Below are 16,153 nucleotides of genomic sequence, written 5' to 3'. Positions count from 1 at the left end.
CTTTCTGTGAAGAGGACGGTCATTTTATCTATTTAAGTCTCAGTGTCAAGCACTTATTTAAAACTTAAACTCTAACCATCTTGTCCACCAACCCTTTGCTGCTCTATGTTGAGCGCTCCGTGTCAGTGAGGTCGCATTATAGAGAGCTCGATCATATTAGCAAGCATTAAATGCCTTTTTTTCTATGATTTCTTACTGTTTGTTGGTCATTTAACCGATACAAAACTTATACTTTCTTACCCTTAAGCGGGGCACAAGTTGTTCACAGACTTATCCACAAATCATGTTTAATCAAAAGAAAATTGATAAATCAAATCAACGGCACTGTCTACTCCAGATATTGCTTCTATATAGAGATCACTAATAATTCGATACCTTAATGTAAATTCACCAAGAGAATCAAATATACCTACACCATACTTAACTTGTAAGTCTGGTGCTATATATCCACTAATCGTAACTTGAGACTCTTCACCAGAACCTGCTGTATCTAATTGTAAATCTTGAACTCCAAACGCCTTGCCGATTTCACCAACAACTTTTCCGCTTTTAGCTAAGCTTAATCCTATTAATGTTGTCGTCATTGCATCACCTCCAGTATCACTACCAATGTCCTGCCCTCTTAGTAAATAAGACAAAGCATTAGCTTGTGGCATGCTTGGTGAAGAATATATTTCAACTGTTGGAGTATCTGCTGGACCATTAACACGAACACCAGCAACTACATCATCTCTGGTATTATCAGGATTACGCACCGCTTCAATATCAATGTATGGTTGGTCTGCCGGGCCATTAAATAATATTTTACCTTTGCTAATCTGAAGGTCTTGACCAAATGAGCGATAGGTTCCTTCTTCTATATTCACTTCACCTGTAATAAAAGGACCCTTATTTTTTTGTGTAATATTCAAATTACCAACAAGTCCACCTTCCAAACCAAAGGCTGATAATAAAACATCATCACCTATACTAATATTTATATTAGTTTCAACCGTCATCGGTAACGGAGTATTTTCTTCTACTGGCTGTAAATCATCATTTAAGATTATTTCATCTTTAGATAAACCAATCGCACTTTCTGGTAATTCTTTAATGACGATTCTTCCCCATGGAATACCAATGGAACCTGTAATTTTCGCCAAAGCAGGTGTTACTCTGATTTTCATATCTGGTTTAACTTTTAATCTCACCATTGGTGGTATATTAACTTGAAGCTCATTACCAAATACATCTAACCCTGCTTTCCAATTAGCAAGATCTAACCAATCACCAGAGCCCGTTAAATTAAGGTTGCCTTCAGGTGTCGTTATCACTGATGTAAGCTTACCTTTATGCCCATCAAAATTGATTTCAACATTGCCATCATCAATATCAACCGGTGATATGTCACCTTCTACCTTTATTCCGTCAACATTAAGCTTTCCAAATAATTTAGGATGCTCAGCTTTCCCTGATATTTTAATATCAGAATTAATGATTGCATTTAATTGGCTGAATTCACCAAGAAGGGGCTTTAGCATTGCTAATGAGATTTGCTTAATATCAGAGTGGCCGCTTAATGTTTTAGACCCAGTAAGATGATTTATTTTAAGGTCACCTTTCAATTCCCCATTATCAGTAAGTGCAATCAACCAATCCGTTAGCAATTCATCATTTTGCATTTCTGCATTGATTTGAATTTTATCCCAACCAACCCTGAGTGGTTCTTCCATTTCTTGTTCTATATTACCTTTCGGTAAATAAAGAGACGCTTTCACATAAGGTTTTTTCCCAGGAGACCATTGGGCTAATGCATTAAGGTTAACTTCACCATTAATTGCTGTCTCTTCTGGAAAGAATTTTTTTAATTTATTAAACTCAAAATGATTAATACTGATATCAGCACTGCCCACTTTTCCAGCTTTCAAGTCTTTATTCAAACACAAGGATGCGCCCCCTTGGCTCCAACAGTTAGCTTGCACAAAAAACTCTTGTTCTTTTATGTTATATGCTAATGACGCTTTCTTATCTAAATTCCATTGACCAATATCTGTATTAACATCAGCTTCACTTAATTCACCTTTCCACCCAACACTACGATTTAATGCCCCCTTAAACACCAAGTGAGAATCAATAACGTTAGAATCTAAGTCAATTTGTAACTTATGGCTCTTTTCTTTTCCGCTAAACCGAATAATCAAATCATTAAGTATCTGCTTTTGATATTTACCATCTAAAAGGTTAATACTGATATCTGCATCAATCGATGGCATTGGTACAACATAACCTTTAATAGAGGCTTTATTAATAGTCGCTTGTTCTGGTAGTTCCAATCCCAAGGCATCTATGTCAATGGCAATTTTAGGCTCCGTTAATTTACCGGTTAATACGATACCGCCAAAAACCTTACCGTGAACTTCTGGCACACTGTCTGATAATTCAGGAAAATCTATATCAACATTAAGGTCCCACTCTTTATCCAAAGAACCAGAAATAGAAAGTCCATTATCCCCATGATTCAATGTTAACTGTGTGATATTGAGGTGCGGTTCCCCTGCCCCTTTTATATCGTTAGCGGTTAGGCCGCCATTAATATCTAGCGGATAGTTTCTGAATATTCCATTAATATCGATTAGTGGTGTGTCTACTTCCCACCCCCCTTGTTTTGTTAAGTTTCCAGATGTGATGATTTTTCCACTGATATTACCCTCCGCCTCTGGCCATTGAAGTCCGGGTTGAATATTCTGAAGATAAACACTTCCTTTCCAATTAACTAGAGATGCCCAATTAGCTTCAGCATTACCAGTAATTGAACCACCTAATGTATCGATGATAAAATCAGATAAGTTAATTGTCTCTAAATTACCCTTACCTTCAAGACGGACATCTGTTTGAGGGATTGTTTTTCCCTCTATATATAGAGCACTAGCAAACTGATATTTATCAAGATTACCTTTTGCTTTTAGATTTGGCACACTAACTTTAAATTCTTTCTCTCCTGACAGCGGCCAATACAACTCTGTTTTTGATACATGAATATCAAAAGGTAATGCCTTATTTAATGGTTGAACTTTAATATCAACCATCGCCTTTAAACCACCAGAAACATTTAAATTTGCAGTTAAATCAGCAACACTTCCACTCACACTAATTTTAGCTTTATGCCCTTTTAGTTCTGTTTGTTTTAATTCGGCTATTGCGTTGAGTGTTAAAGGGTAATTCCCTTTTAACTCTATTTTATTTTTTAAAGATAGATTCGCTTGTGGGGTATCTAAATAAAAATCATGAACATCTACATCAAACTCACCAATATCAGCCTTAAATGCTAACTGATTGATGTGAATCGGTGTTTCTTGTTTCAACATAAAATCACGTAATTCGAACTGTTCAATATTAATATTTAAAGGGATGTAAACATTAGGTAGTGTAATGGTATCTGTCGTTGAAACAGTTTTCTTTTCATTAGATTTACTGACCTCGCTTTTAGCCAGTTCAACACGGATCTTATTCCACTTTAGAGGTGTAATAGTTAAATCACTTTTATATAATTTAACTCCTGTAGAAAATGTACTCCATTGAACATGATTACCTAAAATACGAAGGTCTATATTATTTAATGTTATGTTTGACAAATTGATAGGAAATGGAATTGAAAGTAATTTATTTGCTGTTGCTGGTTCTTTAATCGATGGTTCATCTGGCTCTGGAAGCTTAGGGAAATCCAACGTTAGTCCATCAATCGTTATATCATCGACACACAGAGATGGCGTCATTAAACATTTAGTAGTCGCAGAAAAATGAAAATTAGAGACATCGACATTAATTAAGTTTTTATCTTTATAGCTAATCCCTGATAAGGAAAACTCGGGAAGTAAACTGCCTTTCACACCTTTAATCAATAGTTGAGGCAATGCTTTTTCTGCTCCCCATACGATTAAATTTAGTCCTGAATTAGTAAAGACTAAGCCACCAAGCAATAATAAGAGAACCAAAAATATACTAGGTAAAAATAATGCTAAACAAAGACAATGGCGACTAAAGCGACGTTTCTTTATTACTATCTTAGTATCTTGATCTTCATTTACATCCAAAGAACTCATATCTCAGGCCCTAAAGTAAAATGAATTTTAAATTCGTCACCTGGTTCAGCATCAAATCCCCAAGCAAAATCTAACCTTACAGGTCCAACCGGAGAAGCCCAGCGAATGCCTAAACCAGCACCCATTTTCCAATCTGGCGTTTCAATCCACGCGTCACCATAATCAACAAAAGTGGCTAACCACCAATTACCAACAACTCGATATTGATATTCAAGACTTGATGTTGCCATAAATTGACCACCCGTTAGAAAGCCATCACTATCTTTTGGAGACACCTCTTCATAACCGTAGCCACGGATACTGTTATCACCACCAGCAAAAAATCTAATAGACGGAGGAAGTTTATAAAAATTATCCGTATACATTGCCCCAAGATCAGCCCGAGCAACCCCACGATGATTTTGACCAATACTACGAATGATAGCACCTTGCGCTTGAAGTCGAAGTAACTTCGCATCAGATGTTAATGCTTGATCGGTTACTTCTATCGTAAACGCTTTTTTATCGCCCCACATTGGCATTGTTCCACCACGAGTTCGACTTTTAGAAAATGACATTCCAGGAAGAACTAGCCATGCAGAACCATCTTGAATACCTTGGGTAAACTCTTCATAAAGAAAGCGAGTATAAATCGTTCGATGCCAACCAGAATCAAATACCCAATGTCTTTCAAAAGCCAAATTGGATTCTAAGCTGTCCGTATCTCGATTATCTACATTCTTTAGCCCGTACTTAACAATGTAATAATCTTTAAGCACCTGTTCTAAAGGTATTTTATACGAAACTGTTGCTTCTTGTTCTGGCTTTGAAATTGATATAGCACTATCAAAACTATGACCCGCTTCATTTAACCACGGTTTTTTCCAACGTATTTTTCCTCTTACTCCAACATCTGTCGAATAACCAATACTGGTTTCAAGTTGATTACGTACTTGAGGTTCCAAATGAATCTTCATTGGTAGTTCTCTATTTACTCCAACAGATTCAAGGTTTGGTTCAACATAAACAGAGGAGAACCACCCCGTATTTGAAAGAGATTGATTCAATTCACCGATTTGACTTGCAAGATATGGATCGCCTTCTTTGAAAGGAATAATTGAACGCACTCGTCTCTCTTCTATTTGACTACCTTCAATCGTCGAAGCTCCAAAACTATAACGCTGACCACTATCATAATGTAATCGCACCATTGCTTGATGACGTCCAGGTGCTACTTCTAATTTATTTAAGGAAAAATCACCGTCAAAATACCCTTTCCTTAATGCTAAATTTTGTAAGGTACTTTTTAAGCTTTCGTAATTTCCATGATTCAACACTTGGCCTAGATTCAAACCAGAAGACTCAACCGCACGAATAAAATCAACATCATTTTCGGCTTCTCCCGTAATCAAAATGTCACTGACATAAATATAAACAGGTTCCCCGGGATCAACATTAACCACAAGAGTCTGCTCGCCCTTTTCTCCTTCCACAGAAAATGTAATTACTGGTTGGTAATAACCAAGAGCTTTTACAGCATCATTAATATTATCTTCAAGGCGTGATTGAAAGCGAAGAGAGACTGAATAGTCTTCTTCTGGGATTCCAGAAATGTAGGCATCTACATTACTTAATAAAGGTCCTTCTAAGCCCTCAACGTCTAATTCCACTTCAGCCATTGTTTGAAATGGAAAAATAAACAAACAGGAAATTAAAACGAGGGGTAACTTCTTTGTCATACTTATAATTATTCTATTGATTCAATAATACATTCTATGTAATGGTAATTTACTCGCTTTGTAGAGTAGCACAAGGTAAAAGTCTTCCAAATGACTCAGTTGAAGGATGCGACATGACCATAAATAAAGCTAACATAATTTCTCATTTCATCTTTAATGTGGATTTAAATACAATACCAGAAAAGCATGACGTCATTTATTTTGGAATGGGATGCTTCTGGGGAGCGGAGCGTCTATTTTGGCAATTATCAGGCGTATACTCGACTGCCGTTGGGTATAGCGGTGGAACAACAATAAACCCTAACTATAAGGATATCTGCACTGGTGAAACAAACCACGCTGAAGTTGTTAAGGTTGTCTTTGATCCTTCCGTCATATCCCTTGAAACCTTACTTCATTCATTTTGGCAAAAACACGACCCAACCCAAGGTATGCGCCAAGGTAATGATATAGGGACTCAATACCGCTCTGTTGTTTTTACTGATTCAGATAAACAAACATCACTTGCTAGAACAACACGACAGCAATATCAGAATGCCTTAAAAAAACAAAATATTAGTGATTTAATTACCACTGAAATTAGTCCTCTTGAGACCTTCTATTTTGCTGAAGAATACCACCAACAATATTTAGCAAAAAATCCGAATGGTTACTGCGGTTTAGGTGGTACTGGCGTTTGCTTCATATAAAATAAAAAAGGTGCTCATGATTAGCACCTTTAATTTCAATCAATTGGTTTACGCTGGCATAGCAGAAAGCTGGCGGATATGCAGATTAACCTCACTCATTACTGATAACATTCTTTTATTTTCATTATGTGGCATCAGAAGCCTTCCACCATCAAATTCAAATGAACCAATACCTTCAATGTGAAGTTGCCCTTTAAATAACGTTTTAACAAATCGTGCGATTTGAAGTGGTCGATAAGCCTTAAAATTTCTAAACATAGCCATTACCTCAATAATCCATATAAGGTTTTATTAATAGTTCATCAAAACATATTGTACATCGTCACTATGTTTTATCTAAAAATATCACTTTGAAACATTTGATTAACATTGTAATTCACGGAACAATGTACTGCAAGCTGGATTTTACATCTAATTAACAATTAACAATCGTACACTACTGGTCGAATCGCTTTTTTGTTTTCTCTGCACTACACTATCCCTACTCATTTTTAAGGATAATAATAATGAAAAAAGTAAAACTATTAGTACTTAGTACTGCTTGCCTATTACCTTCCCTTTCTTTTGCTAATAATATAACTCTCAATCAAACGATACCTCCCGTTTCAGTAAAACAATACGGTGAGATTTTTTATACTGATAATGCCTTCCAATACAGTAATTGGAATACAGAGCAGTTAAAGGGCAAAGTCAGAGTATTGCAAGCAATTGCAGGTCGCAGCAACGCTAAAGCAATGAACGCTGATCTTATGAGTGCTATCACCTTAGAAAAGTTCCCTGAATCAAAATATCAAACCACAACAATCATTAATCAAGATGATTCAATTTGGGGCACTGGTGGTTTTGTAAAATCTTCCGCCGAAGAAAGTAAAAAAGATTTCTCTTGGTCTTCGATGGTTCTTGATGAAAATGGAGCAGTAGCTAAAGCTTGGGACTTAAAAGAAGAAAGTTCAGCAATTATTGTTCAAGATAAGCAAGGAAATGTTATTTTCGTTAAGGAAGGAAAACTATCTGAAGATGAAATTGGTCAAGTTATCTCATTAATACAAGCTCAGATTTAAATAAATACCTTGCTTATGAAATGTTATATTATTACATTTACCGCTCAAGGCATCTTTAAGGCGGTATAATGCAATCGTATTTTTTTACTAAACAGCGCTGGTTAAATTGGAGCTTAGTCGCTCTTTTAGTGCTGTTTGGTTTTTTGATTGCAAACCACCAAGTTGATACCAATATACAACACCATGAAAACCACCACTGCCAATTATTTCATTCTATTGGCTCTGGACTTATTGCTCATGTTGCCGCCTTACCATTTATCCCTCAACGAATCATACCATCGACTTTTTCTACTATAGAAAACAGTAACCCATTATTTATTACCGTACATTCCCGAGCTCCTCCTTTATTTCTATTTTTTAATTCAGTAAATTCAAAAATTTATAACTCTTAAATAATAGGAAACAATTATGTTTATCCGTAATAAAAAAATGCTACTTAGTCTCGCTATTTCAAGCTCTTTATTTTCAATTCCTTATGCTGCAAATGCTAGCGACCACGAACATCATGAGCATGAGTATGAGCATCACGACAGTGAGCACCGTCAACATAGCGCTCATGTTCATGGCGTTGTTGAAACGAACATCGCTCAGGATGGCGAACATATACTCTTTGAGATAACAGCGCCTGGATCTGATGTAGTTGGTTTTGAATACGCTCCAAAAGATGAAAATCAAAAACAAGTTCTTGCTCAAGCGGTTAAAACCCTGAATAACCCTGATTCCATTTTTGTATTACCTAGCGATGCAAAATGTACTCTAGAAGAGGTTCATGTTTCTCATAATCTCTCTAATGATAAGGGTCATGACGACCACGACCACGACCACGACGAGCATGATGGTGAACATCATGAAGAACATAGCAAACACGGTGAATTCAATGCCCAATATGAATACCATTGTGAAGCCATATCTGCACTAAATGAGATCGAAACTAAATGGTTCACACAATTTACTCATAGCCAAAAAATGACAGTTCAATATTTAGGTGACTCCGGACAAAAAGCCACAACATTAACGGCTGATGCTCCAGCTATAACTCTATAAGTAGGTATGGCGGTGGCAACACCGCCATCATTAATGATGAATATTATTGAATTATCAAACCTAACGTTTTATTGGCCAAATCAAACAGAAGCAACGTTAGATATTCCAGCGTATCAACAAAAACAAGGCACTAAAGTATTTATCAAAGGTCCAAGTGGCAGTGGTAAATCAACATTATTGAGTTTACTTACTGGGATTTTAGCACCTACTGAAGGCACCGTTATTATTAACGGCACTGATATTGAACAGTTAACATCAAATCAAAGAGACCGATTTAGAGCCGATAATATTGGTTATATTTTCCAGCAATTTAATCTACTCCCTTATTTATCTGTTATTGATAATGTCATTCTGCCTTATCAATTTTCGTCAAAAAAAGCATTATCAAAACCAGAACTGATAAATGAAGCTAAACGACTTCTTTCTGCCCTTCAATTACCAAACTCACATTTTAATAAACCAATTACCGACCTTAGTATTGGTCAACAACAACGAGTAGCGGCAGCGAGAGCTTTTATAGGAAAACCTAAATTAATTATTGCAGATGAGCCTACATCAGCTTTAGATCATGAAACTCGTTTCGCTTTTATTCAATTACTCATGAAAGAATGCGAAGAAAGTAGCGCAAGCTTATTATTTGTTAGCCATGACCCAAGCTTAGAATCCTTATTTGATCTAAGTCTCGACTTAAGAGAATTAAATAAAGCAGGAGTTATTGCATGATAGGTATCGCACAACTTGCTTGGAAAAGCCTAAAAAACCGCAAAACAACCGTTTTATTAACCGTATTAACTATCGCTATCTCTGTCATGTTATTGATGGGAGTTGAACGCATTAGGACTCAAGCTAAAACAAGCTTTGCAAATACAATCTCAAACACTGATTTAATCGTTGGCGCGCGTTCAGGGCAAGTAAATTTATTACTCTATTCTGTATTTAGAATTGGGAATGCGACCAATAATATTGATTGGAAAAGCTATCAAGAAATTAGCAACCAGCGCTCGGTTAAATGGTCTATTCCTATTTCTCTTGGTGATTCCCACAAAGGATTTCGAGTGATGGGAACCAATCAAGATTATTTTAGGTTTTACCAATATGGAAAAAAACAACCTCTCGCATTTAAAGAAGGCAAACCTTTTTCTCACTTATTTGATGTTGTACTAGGTTCCGACGTAGCAAAGAAGCTCAATTACCAGCTTGGTGATAACCTTATTATTGCTCATGGAATTAGTGATAAATCGTTTACTCGACATGATAATTTACCGTTTATTGTGACCGGAATTTTAGAACCAACCGGGACTCCTGTTGATAAAACACTTCACGTTTCATTAGGTGCAATAGAAGCAATACATGTGGGTTGGGAAAGTGGCGCTCATCTTGGGAATTCACCAGATGCCCACACTTTAGAACAACATCAATTTAAACCCAAAGAAATTACAGCCTTTATGCTTGGTCTTAATTCAAAAATTCAAACATTTGGGTTACAGCGTTATATCAATAACTACACTAAGGAACCATTAAGCGCCATACTTCCAGGCATCGCTTTGCATGAATTATGGGGAATGATGTCGGTAGCAGAACAAGCATTACTTGCTGTTTCTATATTTGTGGTTGTTGCAGGTTTAATGGGAATGCTCACAAGCTTATTAACCAGCTTACAAGAACGACGTCGTGAAATGGCAATACTAAGATCAATGGGAGCTCAGCCTAAACATATTTTCACTTTATTAATCAGTGAGGCAATGGTAATTACCATCTTTGGGATCATCGTAGGCCTAATAGGCTTATACCTATCACTGGCAATATTACAGCCTATAATTCAACAATATTACGGCATTGCAATTGAACTTACATTGCCTACTGTATATGAATTAAAACTCTTAGCTATCGTGTTATTCTCTGGTTTTATGATTGGTATCATACCTGCAATTCAAGCCTATAAAAACTCACTTAACGACGGCATGACAATTCGACTTTAGAGGTGCTTCATGAAGAAAAAACTGCTCACTTTTATTTTACTGCTATTGCCACTGGTCGCACACAGTAATGATGTATTAAAACTTGATTGGTTGGATTTAATTCCAGAACAAGAACGTAATCAATTTGATTCTATAGGTATGCCAAAGGTGGATCATAATGGTGCCACAATGGAGCAATCTCTTGTTGGTGGGGTTAGACAAGAATTAAACGGCAGTATGGTAAAAATACCAGGTTTTGTAATTCCTCTTGAAGGGGATGACAAAATGATTACTGAGTTTTTACTGGTGCCTTATTTTGGAGCTTGTATCCATGTTCCACCACCACCACCGAATCAAATCATTTATGTGAAATTTGAAAAAGGGGCTCCTATACAGCAATTATGGGATGTTATTTATATAGTAGGAACACTGAAGACCGAAACCATCAATAGCGAACTTGCAGAGACAGGCTATCTTATTGAAGGGGTTCGCTTAGAAGAGTATGACGACGAATAAATAAAAATAACATAATTTTAAACACTGGTTTATTTTATATTGCTATATAGTAAGATAAATAAACCAGTGTAATTGCACAGTATCAATCAAAGTCACCACGAGTAATATTTTTATATCCTCCATCATACTTATTCCAATATAAACGGATTACTCTTCAAATAAACACTTATCATTTAACTACCTTTCAGATTGATTTTTATGATTTTTTCTTAATTATCACTTGAGTATTAAAGTTTTTCTTTTCTAATACCGATACTATAAAAAGTAGAACCGTCAGTTATCAAGGCTAAACGACCCCATGAGCTCACAACAAAGTGTCATCACAAAAGATGAGAAATCTAAAGAACAACAAACACACACAAAAGAGCACTATGTGGTAAGTAGTGCTCGACGCCTAAAAGAAATTGCAATAAAACAAGGATTAGCAGCAAAACTTAATCCTCCTAAGCCAGAAGAAACGTTATTAAAGCGTGCACTATATAGAGAAAAAATCCTACGAGAACAACAGCAACAAAACTTAGAACAAATTATTAAATTTGCTCATGATTATTGTAAAGATGAAACAGCTGGAGATCCTGACCCTGATTGGATCCATCGTTTTTTTGAAATGGCAAAAGATATCCATGATCCCTCAATGCAGCGTTTATGGAGTCAGATTTTCAAACAAGAGGTTATTACCCCTGGTTCAACCTCAATGAAAGCACTTAAAGTATTAAAAGACATGACTCAGCGTGAGGCTCAAACATTTCAGAGAGCAGCATCATTAGCGTGCAGTTTTGGGCAAGATAACAGTAAAAAACTGTTACTCGGTTATAAATGTGCAGGCACCCTATTTAATCTCTATAAAGCTGATGGACCTCAACTCGTGCACTTGGGTAACTATAAACTTCCCTACTCTAGTTTATTATTACTGATTGAGTTGGGATTATTACTTGGAACAGAATTAGAATCAGGTGAAATAGAATTTGAACCAGCATTACCTTTACAATACCAAGGTAAACAACTGGTAATCAAACCAATACAAAAGGGATCTCGCCTTGTGTATTATCGCTTCAGTCCAACAGGTGCCGAACTATGCAAATTACTCGGCAATAAACCGAACGATAGCTATTACGATAATGTCATTGCCTTGCTTAGTCAGAAATTTATTGTTGAAACCGATGTGACAAAAAACATTTCAACGATGGCTTAAAGGTAAACGCCCAAACCGATTTCGATTTAGGCGCTTACATATTATTCATTTTTAACCGTTAAATAATCTCTCGAACTCTTAATTCATTTAAGCATTGCTCAACAAGCACATCAATTGACTCATGACCTGCTGGTAAATCAATTTCAGGATTTAATGGTTGTTGGTATTCAGAATCAATCCCAGTAAAATGCTTGATCTCTCCTGCTCGAGCTTTTTTATACAAGCCCTTTGGATCTCTTTTTTCACATTCATCTAAAGACGTATTTACGAACACCTCTAAAAACTCATTCTTAGGCAGTAAATTTCTAACCATCTCTCTTTCTATACGATGAGGAGAAATAAAAGCACTTAATACAATTAACCCCGCATCAGCCATCAATTTAGCTAGTTCACCAATACGTCTAATATTTTCTTGCCTATCATGATCTGAAAAGCCCAAGTCCTGACATAGCCCATGCCGCACATTATCACCATCTAACAAATAAGTATGATAACCAAGTTCAGCAAGCTTAATTTCTAATGCACCTGCAATTGTTGATTTCCCAGCGCCAGATAATCCAGTAAACCACAGTACTGCGGGCTTTTGCTTTTTAAGTACAGAGCGAGTTTCCTTGGTTACTAAATGTTGATGCCAAACAATATTTTCATCTTTAACAACGTCTTTGACTGTCATGTTTCATCCTTGAATTAAAATGGGAAAAAATAAGGGATTAACGCGAGTACCAATACCGAATAAATGATCGACATCGGTAATCCCACTTTTACGTAATCAAGCAAAGTGTAGTTACCCACACTAAATACTAATAAATTAGTTTGATAGCCATAAGGCGAGATAAAGCTCGCGCTGGCTCCAAAAAGTACAGCCATAATAAATGGCATAGGATCAACTCCGTATCCAAGAGCCATACTGTAGCCAATAGGGAAAGCAAGTGCTGCCGCAGCATTGTTCGTGATCAATTCAGTTAAAACCAAAGTCATAAGATAGACCGCGATTAACGCTCCCATTACCCCCCAGCCATTAAATAATGTCATGAACATTTCACCCAACAATACAGAAAGGCCAGACGACAACATTAATTGAGCAATAGAAAGAGCGGCGCCAACAATAACGACAATATCAACAGGGAAACGACGACGTAATTCTCCAATATTAATCACGCCGAATCCCAATAACGCTAAAAGATAAACAGACAAACCTTTAATGATAGGAAATAAACCTAATAGTTCAGCAGCAATAACCCCTGCAAAACCTAATAATACAAGACTGCTTTTATCTCCATCTAACTTAGCAGCAGAATCTAAATCACTAATAATGACAAATTCTCTTTTAAGCTGTTGTTTGCTTTGTTCAAAATGTTTACCCGGGACAAGTACTAACGTATCCCCAGCTTGTAATTCAATCTTCCCTAAACCACCTTCAAGTCGTTCATGACCACGTCGAATAGCAACAACTACCGCATCAAAACGGTCCCTGAATTGTGAAGATTTGATACTTTTCCCTCGAATAGAAGCCGATTGGCTTACTACAACTTCAATTAAGTTTTGTCCATTTAAATGATGCTGACCAAAAAGCGTTAACCCATTAATTTCTTGTAGCGTCGTGACACTTTCAATATCACCACAAAAAAGTAATCTATCTCCTGCGAGTAAAACCATTTCAGGGTCAACAGAAACAATCGTCTTTCCTTCTCTGATCACCTCCGCTAAAAAAAGTTTTCGTAACGCTCGTAAATTATTTTCTGTAATGGATTTACCCACTAATGAAGAACCGCCCTCAACTCTTGCTTCTAAAAAATAAGGCAATTCATCTTGGCTACCATCATCATATGCGGGTAATAAATAACTCAAAGGAATTAAAATCAGCAAACCACCAAACAACACAGCTAACCCAATTGCGGTAGGTGCAAAAAAGCTTAAACTTGGTAATCCCGCATCTTCAACAAAGCTATTAATGATCAAATTCGTTGATGTGCCAATTAAGGTTAATGTCCCCCCTAAAATAGCGGCGTAAGAAAGAGGAATGAGAAGGCGGGATGGCGCATGGCGTTGATTACGTTTTATTGCACCAATTAAAGAGACCACCACTGCGGTGTTATTCGTAAAAGAAGAAAGAATAGCAGTAGATAGACCTAATTTTCCTACCACACTCCCTAACCTTCCTTCTGAAATATAGCGCCCTACCCAGCTGATAAGACGTGTTTTTTCTAAAGCGCAAGAACTCAGGATCAATAACACTAACGTCAATAATGAAGAGTTAGTAAAGTTTTTTGCCAAGCTAGGTAAATCAAGCATACCTAGCATAAAAGCAATAAACGCTGCTCCCGAAAAAATAATACTTGGTTTCAATTTGCTCGCTAATAAACTAACTATAATAAAAGTCAGTAATGCGAGAACGAATCCTTGTTCCCATGCCATAGAATATTCCTTTTTAAGCCGTTAACTTAAAATTTTAGAAACATCTTGTGCTTTCCAATGAGGGAAATGTTTACGAACTAACGCGTTCAATTCCACCTCAAAAGCACTGACACTATCATTAATGGGTTTCGCATCACTCAGTTCAGAAAGGTTTTGGATCATGCCAGCCCCTACCGTGACATTCGTTAAACGATCAATAAAGATAAAGCCACCCGTATTTGCACAATCTTGGTAGCGATCTAGACTGACAGTCTCAGTTAATGACACATCACATAAACCAATACCATTTAATGGCAACTCTGTAGTATCAAACGTATCTAAACTATTAATATTCACTTGGTGATGAATCGCATCAATTTGACCTACGGTTTTCTTACCCGCAATTTTTATATCGTATTGACGGCCAGGCTCTAGCCCTTTTTCTGTCATCCAAACAATTTCAGCTTTAAATTGATCTGTTGCGGTTAAGTTTGAATTCGACTTAACCAATAAATCACCACGACTAATATCAATTTCATCGTCTAATGTAAGCGTGACCGCTTGACCCGCTTGTGCCGAATCTAAATCACCATCAAACGTAACAATTCGCGCGACTTTTGTTTTTTTACCCGATGGCAAAGCAACAATTTCATCACCAACAGTAATACCCCCTGCTGACACGGTGCCCGCAAAACCGCGAAAATTTAAATGTGGACGATTAACGTATTGGACAGGGAAACGGAATTCACCATTACCTCTATCTGAATCGATATCTATATTTTCAAGCACTTCTAATAATGGAGCCCCTTGATACCAAGCTAGAGCCTCACTTTGATTAACAACGTTATCTCCTTCCAATGCAGATAACGGTAGGATAGAAAGCTCTAGATTTGGGTTATTTAATTTCTTAGAAAACGTTAAATATTCTTCTTTAATTTCTTCAAAGCGAGATTGAGAATACTCAACTAAATCCATCTTATTTACTGCAACGACAAAATGACGAATACCCAATAAGTTTGCTATATAAGAATGGCGACGAGTTTGGTCAAGTACACCTTTACGTGCATCAATCAAAATAACAGCCACATTACAAGTTGATGCACCCGTTGCCATATTACGCGTATATTGTTCATGCCCAGGAGTATCCGCAATAATAAACTTACGCTTTTGAGTTGAAAAATAACGGTAAGCTACATCGATAGTAATGCCTTGTTCACGTTCTGCTTGTAGGCCATCGACCAATAACGCCAAATCAGGGCGGTCGCCTGTTGTTCCCACTCTTTGACTGTCAGCATGAACGGCATCTAGTTGATCTGCATAGATTTGTTTTGAGTCATGGAGTAATCGGCCTATGAGGGTACTTTTACCATCATCCACCGACCCACACGTTAAAAATCGAAGTAACGATTTGTATTGATGTTCTTTTAAATAAGCTTCAATACCAAGCTCTGCCAGTTGTGTTTCTACTGCACTATTCATTAATTATTTCCTTCCCTGTGGCT

At 36.8% G+C, this 16,153-nt stretch carries 14 protein-coding genes; 8 read left to right on the top strand and 6 right to left on the bottom strand.

What is annotated here, in order from left to right; all coding sequences use genetic code 11:
• Window positions 1-287: 287 nt before the first annotated feature.
• On the bottom strand, window positions 288-4,079 hold the full coding sequence (locus tag A6E06_RS15170; RefSeq protein ID WP_065592190.1) for a translocation/assembly module TamB domain-containing protein: 3,792 nt from the start codon (window positions 4,077-4,079) through the stop codon (window positions 288-290).
• Window positions 4,076-5,797, bottom strand: a complete 1,722-nt coding sequence (locus A6E06_RS15165; RefSeq protein ID WP_065592191.1) for an autotransporter assembly complex family protein — start codon at window positions 5,795-5,797, stop codon at window positions 4,076-4,078. Before A6E06_RS15165 ends, A6E06_RS15170 begins: the two co-directional genes overlap by 4 nt.
• 41 nt (window positions 5,798-5,838) lie before the next feature.
• Here A6E06_RS15165 and msrA point away from each other — a divergent pair, with 41 nt between their 5' ends.
• Entirely contained in the window at window positions 5,839-6,486 is a 648-nt protein-coding gene (gene msrA, locus A6E06_RS15160) for a peptide-methionine (S)-S-oxide reductase MsrA (RefSeq protein ID WP_083190354.1), read from the top strand.
• A gap of 48 nt (window positions 6,487-6,534) precedes the next feature.
• On the opposite strand, the gene A6E06_RS15155 is transcribed toward msrA, so the two are convergent.
• A complete protein-coding gene (locus A6E06_RS15155; protein ID WP_065592273.1) occupies window positions 6,535-6,744 on the bottom strand; it encodes a DUF1107 domain-containing protein in 210 nt (69 codons plus the stop codon).
• A 248-nt stretch (window positions 6,745-6,992) separates the two neighbouring features.
• On the opposite strand from A6E06_RS15155, the gene A6E06_RS15150 reads away from it, so the two are divergent.
• From A6E06_RS15150 to A6E06_RS15120, 7 genes are all read left to right on the top strand, one after another.
• A complete protein-coding gene (locus tag A6E06_RS15150; protein WP_065592193.1) occupies window positions 6,993-7,547 on the top strand; it encodes a YtfJ family protein in 555 nt (184 codons plus the stop codon).
• Between the two features lie 68 nt (window positions 7,548-7,615).
• Window positions 7,616-7,939: a DUF2607 family protein gene (locus A6E06_RS15145; protein WP_065592194.1), complete on the top strand. Its 324-nt coding sequence runs from the start codon at window positions 7,616-7,618 to the stop codon at window positions 7,937-7,939.
• Window positions 7,940-7,955: 16 nt separating this feature from the next.
• Window positions 7,956-8,591, top strand: a complete 636-nt coding sequence (locus A6E06_RS15140) for a DUF2796 domain-containing protein (protein WP_065592195.1) — start codon at window positions 7,956-7,958, stop codon at window positions 8,589-8,591.
• A 36-nt stretch (window positions 8,592-8,627) separates the two neighbouring features.
• A complete protein-coding gene (locus tag A6E06_RS15135) occupies window positions 8,628-9,314 on the top strand; it encodes an ABC transporter ATP-binding protein (protein WP_065592274.1) in 687 nt (228 codons plus the stop codon).
• Window positions 9,311-10,570, top strand: a complete 1,260-nt coding sequence (locus A6E06_RS15130; RefSeq protein WP_065592196.1) for an ABC transporter permease — start codon at window positions 9,311-9,313, stop codon at window positions 10,568-10,570. Before A6E06_RS15135 ends, A6E06_RS15130 begins: the two co-directional genes overlap by 4 nt.
• 9 nt (window positions 10,571-10,579) lie before the next feature.
• A complete protein-coding gene (locus A6E06_RS15125; RefSeq protein ID WP_065592197.1) occupies window positions 10,580-11,065 on the top strand; it encodes a DUF3299 domain-containing protein in 486 nt (161 codons plus the stop codon).
• Between the two features lie 298 nt (window positions 11,066-11,363).
• Window positions 11,364-12,257 carry a TIGR03899 family protein gene (locus tag A6E06_RS15120; RefSeq protein ID WP_065592198.1) on the top strand — a complete coding sequence of 298 codons (894 nt, stop codon included), beginning with the start codon at window positions 11,364-11,366 and terminating at the stop codon, window positions 12,255-12,257.
• Window positions 12,258-12,315: 58 nt separating this feature from the next.
• On the opposite strand, the gene cysC is transcribed toward A6E06_RS15120, so the two are convergent.
• From cysC to cysN, 3 genes are read right to left on the bottom strand one after another with little or no spacing between them, the layout of a single operon-like run.
• Complete coding sequence (gene cysC, locus A6E06_RS15115) at window positions 12,316-12,930, bottom strand: adenylyl-sulfate kinase (protein ID WP_065592199.1); 615 nt, start codon at window positions 12,928-12,930, stop codon at window positions 12,316-12,318.
• A 14-nt stretch (window positions 12,931-12,944) separates the two neighbouring features.
• Entirely contained in the window at window positions 12,945-14,672 is a 1,728-nt protein-coding gene (locus A6E06_RS15110) for an SLC13 family permease (RefSeq protein WP_065592200.1), read from the bottom strand.
• A gap of 21 nt (window positions 14,673-14,693) precedes the next feature.
• Complete coding sequence (gene cysN / locus A6E06_RS15105; RefSeq protein WP_065592201.1) at window positions 14,694-16,130, bottom strand: sulfate adenylyltransferase subunit CysN; 1,437 nt, start codon at window positions 16,128-16,130, stop codon at window positions 14,694-14,696.
• Window positions 16,131-16,153 lie beyond the last annotated feature (23 nt).

This window comes from Aliivibrio sp. 1S175 (assembly GCF_001690985.1).
In the GTDB taxonomy this organism is placed as follows: Bacteria; Pseudomonadota; Gammaproteobacteria; order Enterobacterales; family Vibrionaceae; genus Aliivibrio.
This window is presented reverse-complemented; position numbering and strand designations above follow the sequence as displayed.

What these genes read in the sequence shown, in the direction of transcription:
- cysC (WP_065592199.1), bottom strand. Translation starts at nt 12,930, where the DNA reads ATGACAGTCAAAGACGTTGTTAAAGATGAAAATATTGTTTGGCATCAA.
- A6E06_RS15155 (WP_065592273.1), bottom strand. Translation starts at nt 6,744, where the DNA reads ATGTTTAGAAATTTTAAGGCTTATCGACCACTTCAAATCGCACGATTT.
- A6E06_RS15145 (WP_065592194.1), top strand. Translation starts at nt 7,616, where the DNA reads ATGCAATCGTATTTTTTTACTAAACAGCGCTGGTTAAATTGGAGCTTA.
- A6E06_RS15140 (WP_065592195.1), top strand. Translation starts at nt 7,956, where the DNA reads ATGTTTATCCGTAATAAAAAAATGCTACTTAGTCTCGCTATTTCAAGC.
- A6E06_RS15125 (WP_065592197.1), top strand. Translation starts at nt 10,580, where the DNA reads ATGAAGAAAAAACTGCTCACTTTTATTTTACTGCTATTGCCACTGGTC.
- A6E06_RS15170 (WP_065592190.1), bottom strand. Translation starts at nt 4,079, where the DNA reads ATGAGTTCTTTGGATGTAAATGAAGATCAAGATACTAAGATAGTAATA.
- A6E06_RS15110 (WP_065592200.1), bottom strand. Translation starts at nt 14,672, where the DNA reads ATGGCATGGGAACAAGGATTCGTTCTCGCATTACTGACTTTTATTATA.
- cysN (WP_065592201.1), bottom strand. Translation starts at nt 16,130, where the DNA reads ATGAATAGTGCAGTAGAAACACAACTGGCAGAGCTTGGTATTGAAGCT.
- A6E06_RS15150 (WP_065592193.1), top strand. Translation starts at nt 6,993, where the DNA reads ATGAAAAAAGTAAAACTATTAGTACTTAGTACTGCTTGCCTATTACCT.
- msrA (WP_083190354.1), top strand. Translation starts at nt 5,839, where the DNA reads ATGGTAATTTACTCGCTTTGTAGAGTAGCACAAGGTAAAAGTCTTCCA.
- A6E06_RS15135 (WP_065592274.1), top strand. Translation starts at nt 8,628, where the DNA reads ATGAATATTATTGAATTATCAAACCTAACGTTTTATTGGCCAAATCAA.
- A6E06_RS15165 (WP_065592191.1), bottom strand. Translation starts at nt 5,797, where the DNA reads ATGACAAAGAAGTTACCCCTCGTTTTAATTTCCTGTTTGTTTATTTTT.
- A6E06_RS15120 (WP_065592198.1), top strand. Translation starts at nt 11,364, where the DNA reads ATGAGCTCACAACAAAGTGTCATCACAAAAGATGAGAAATCTAAAGAA.
- A6E06_RS15130 (WP_065592196.1), top strand. Translation starts at nt 9,311, where the DNA reads ATGATAGGTATCGCACAACTTGCTTGGAAAAGCCTAAAAAACCGCAAA.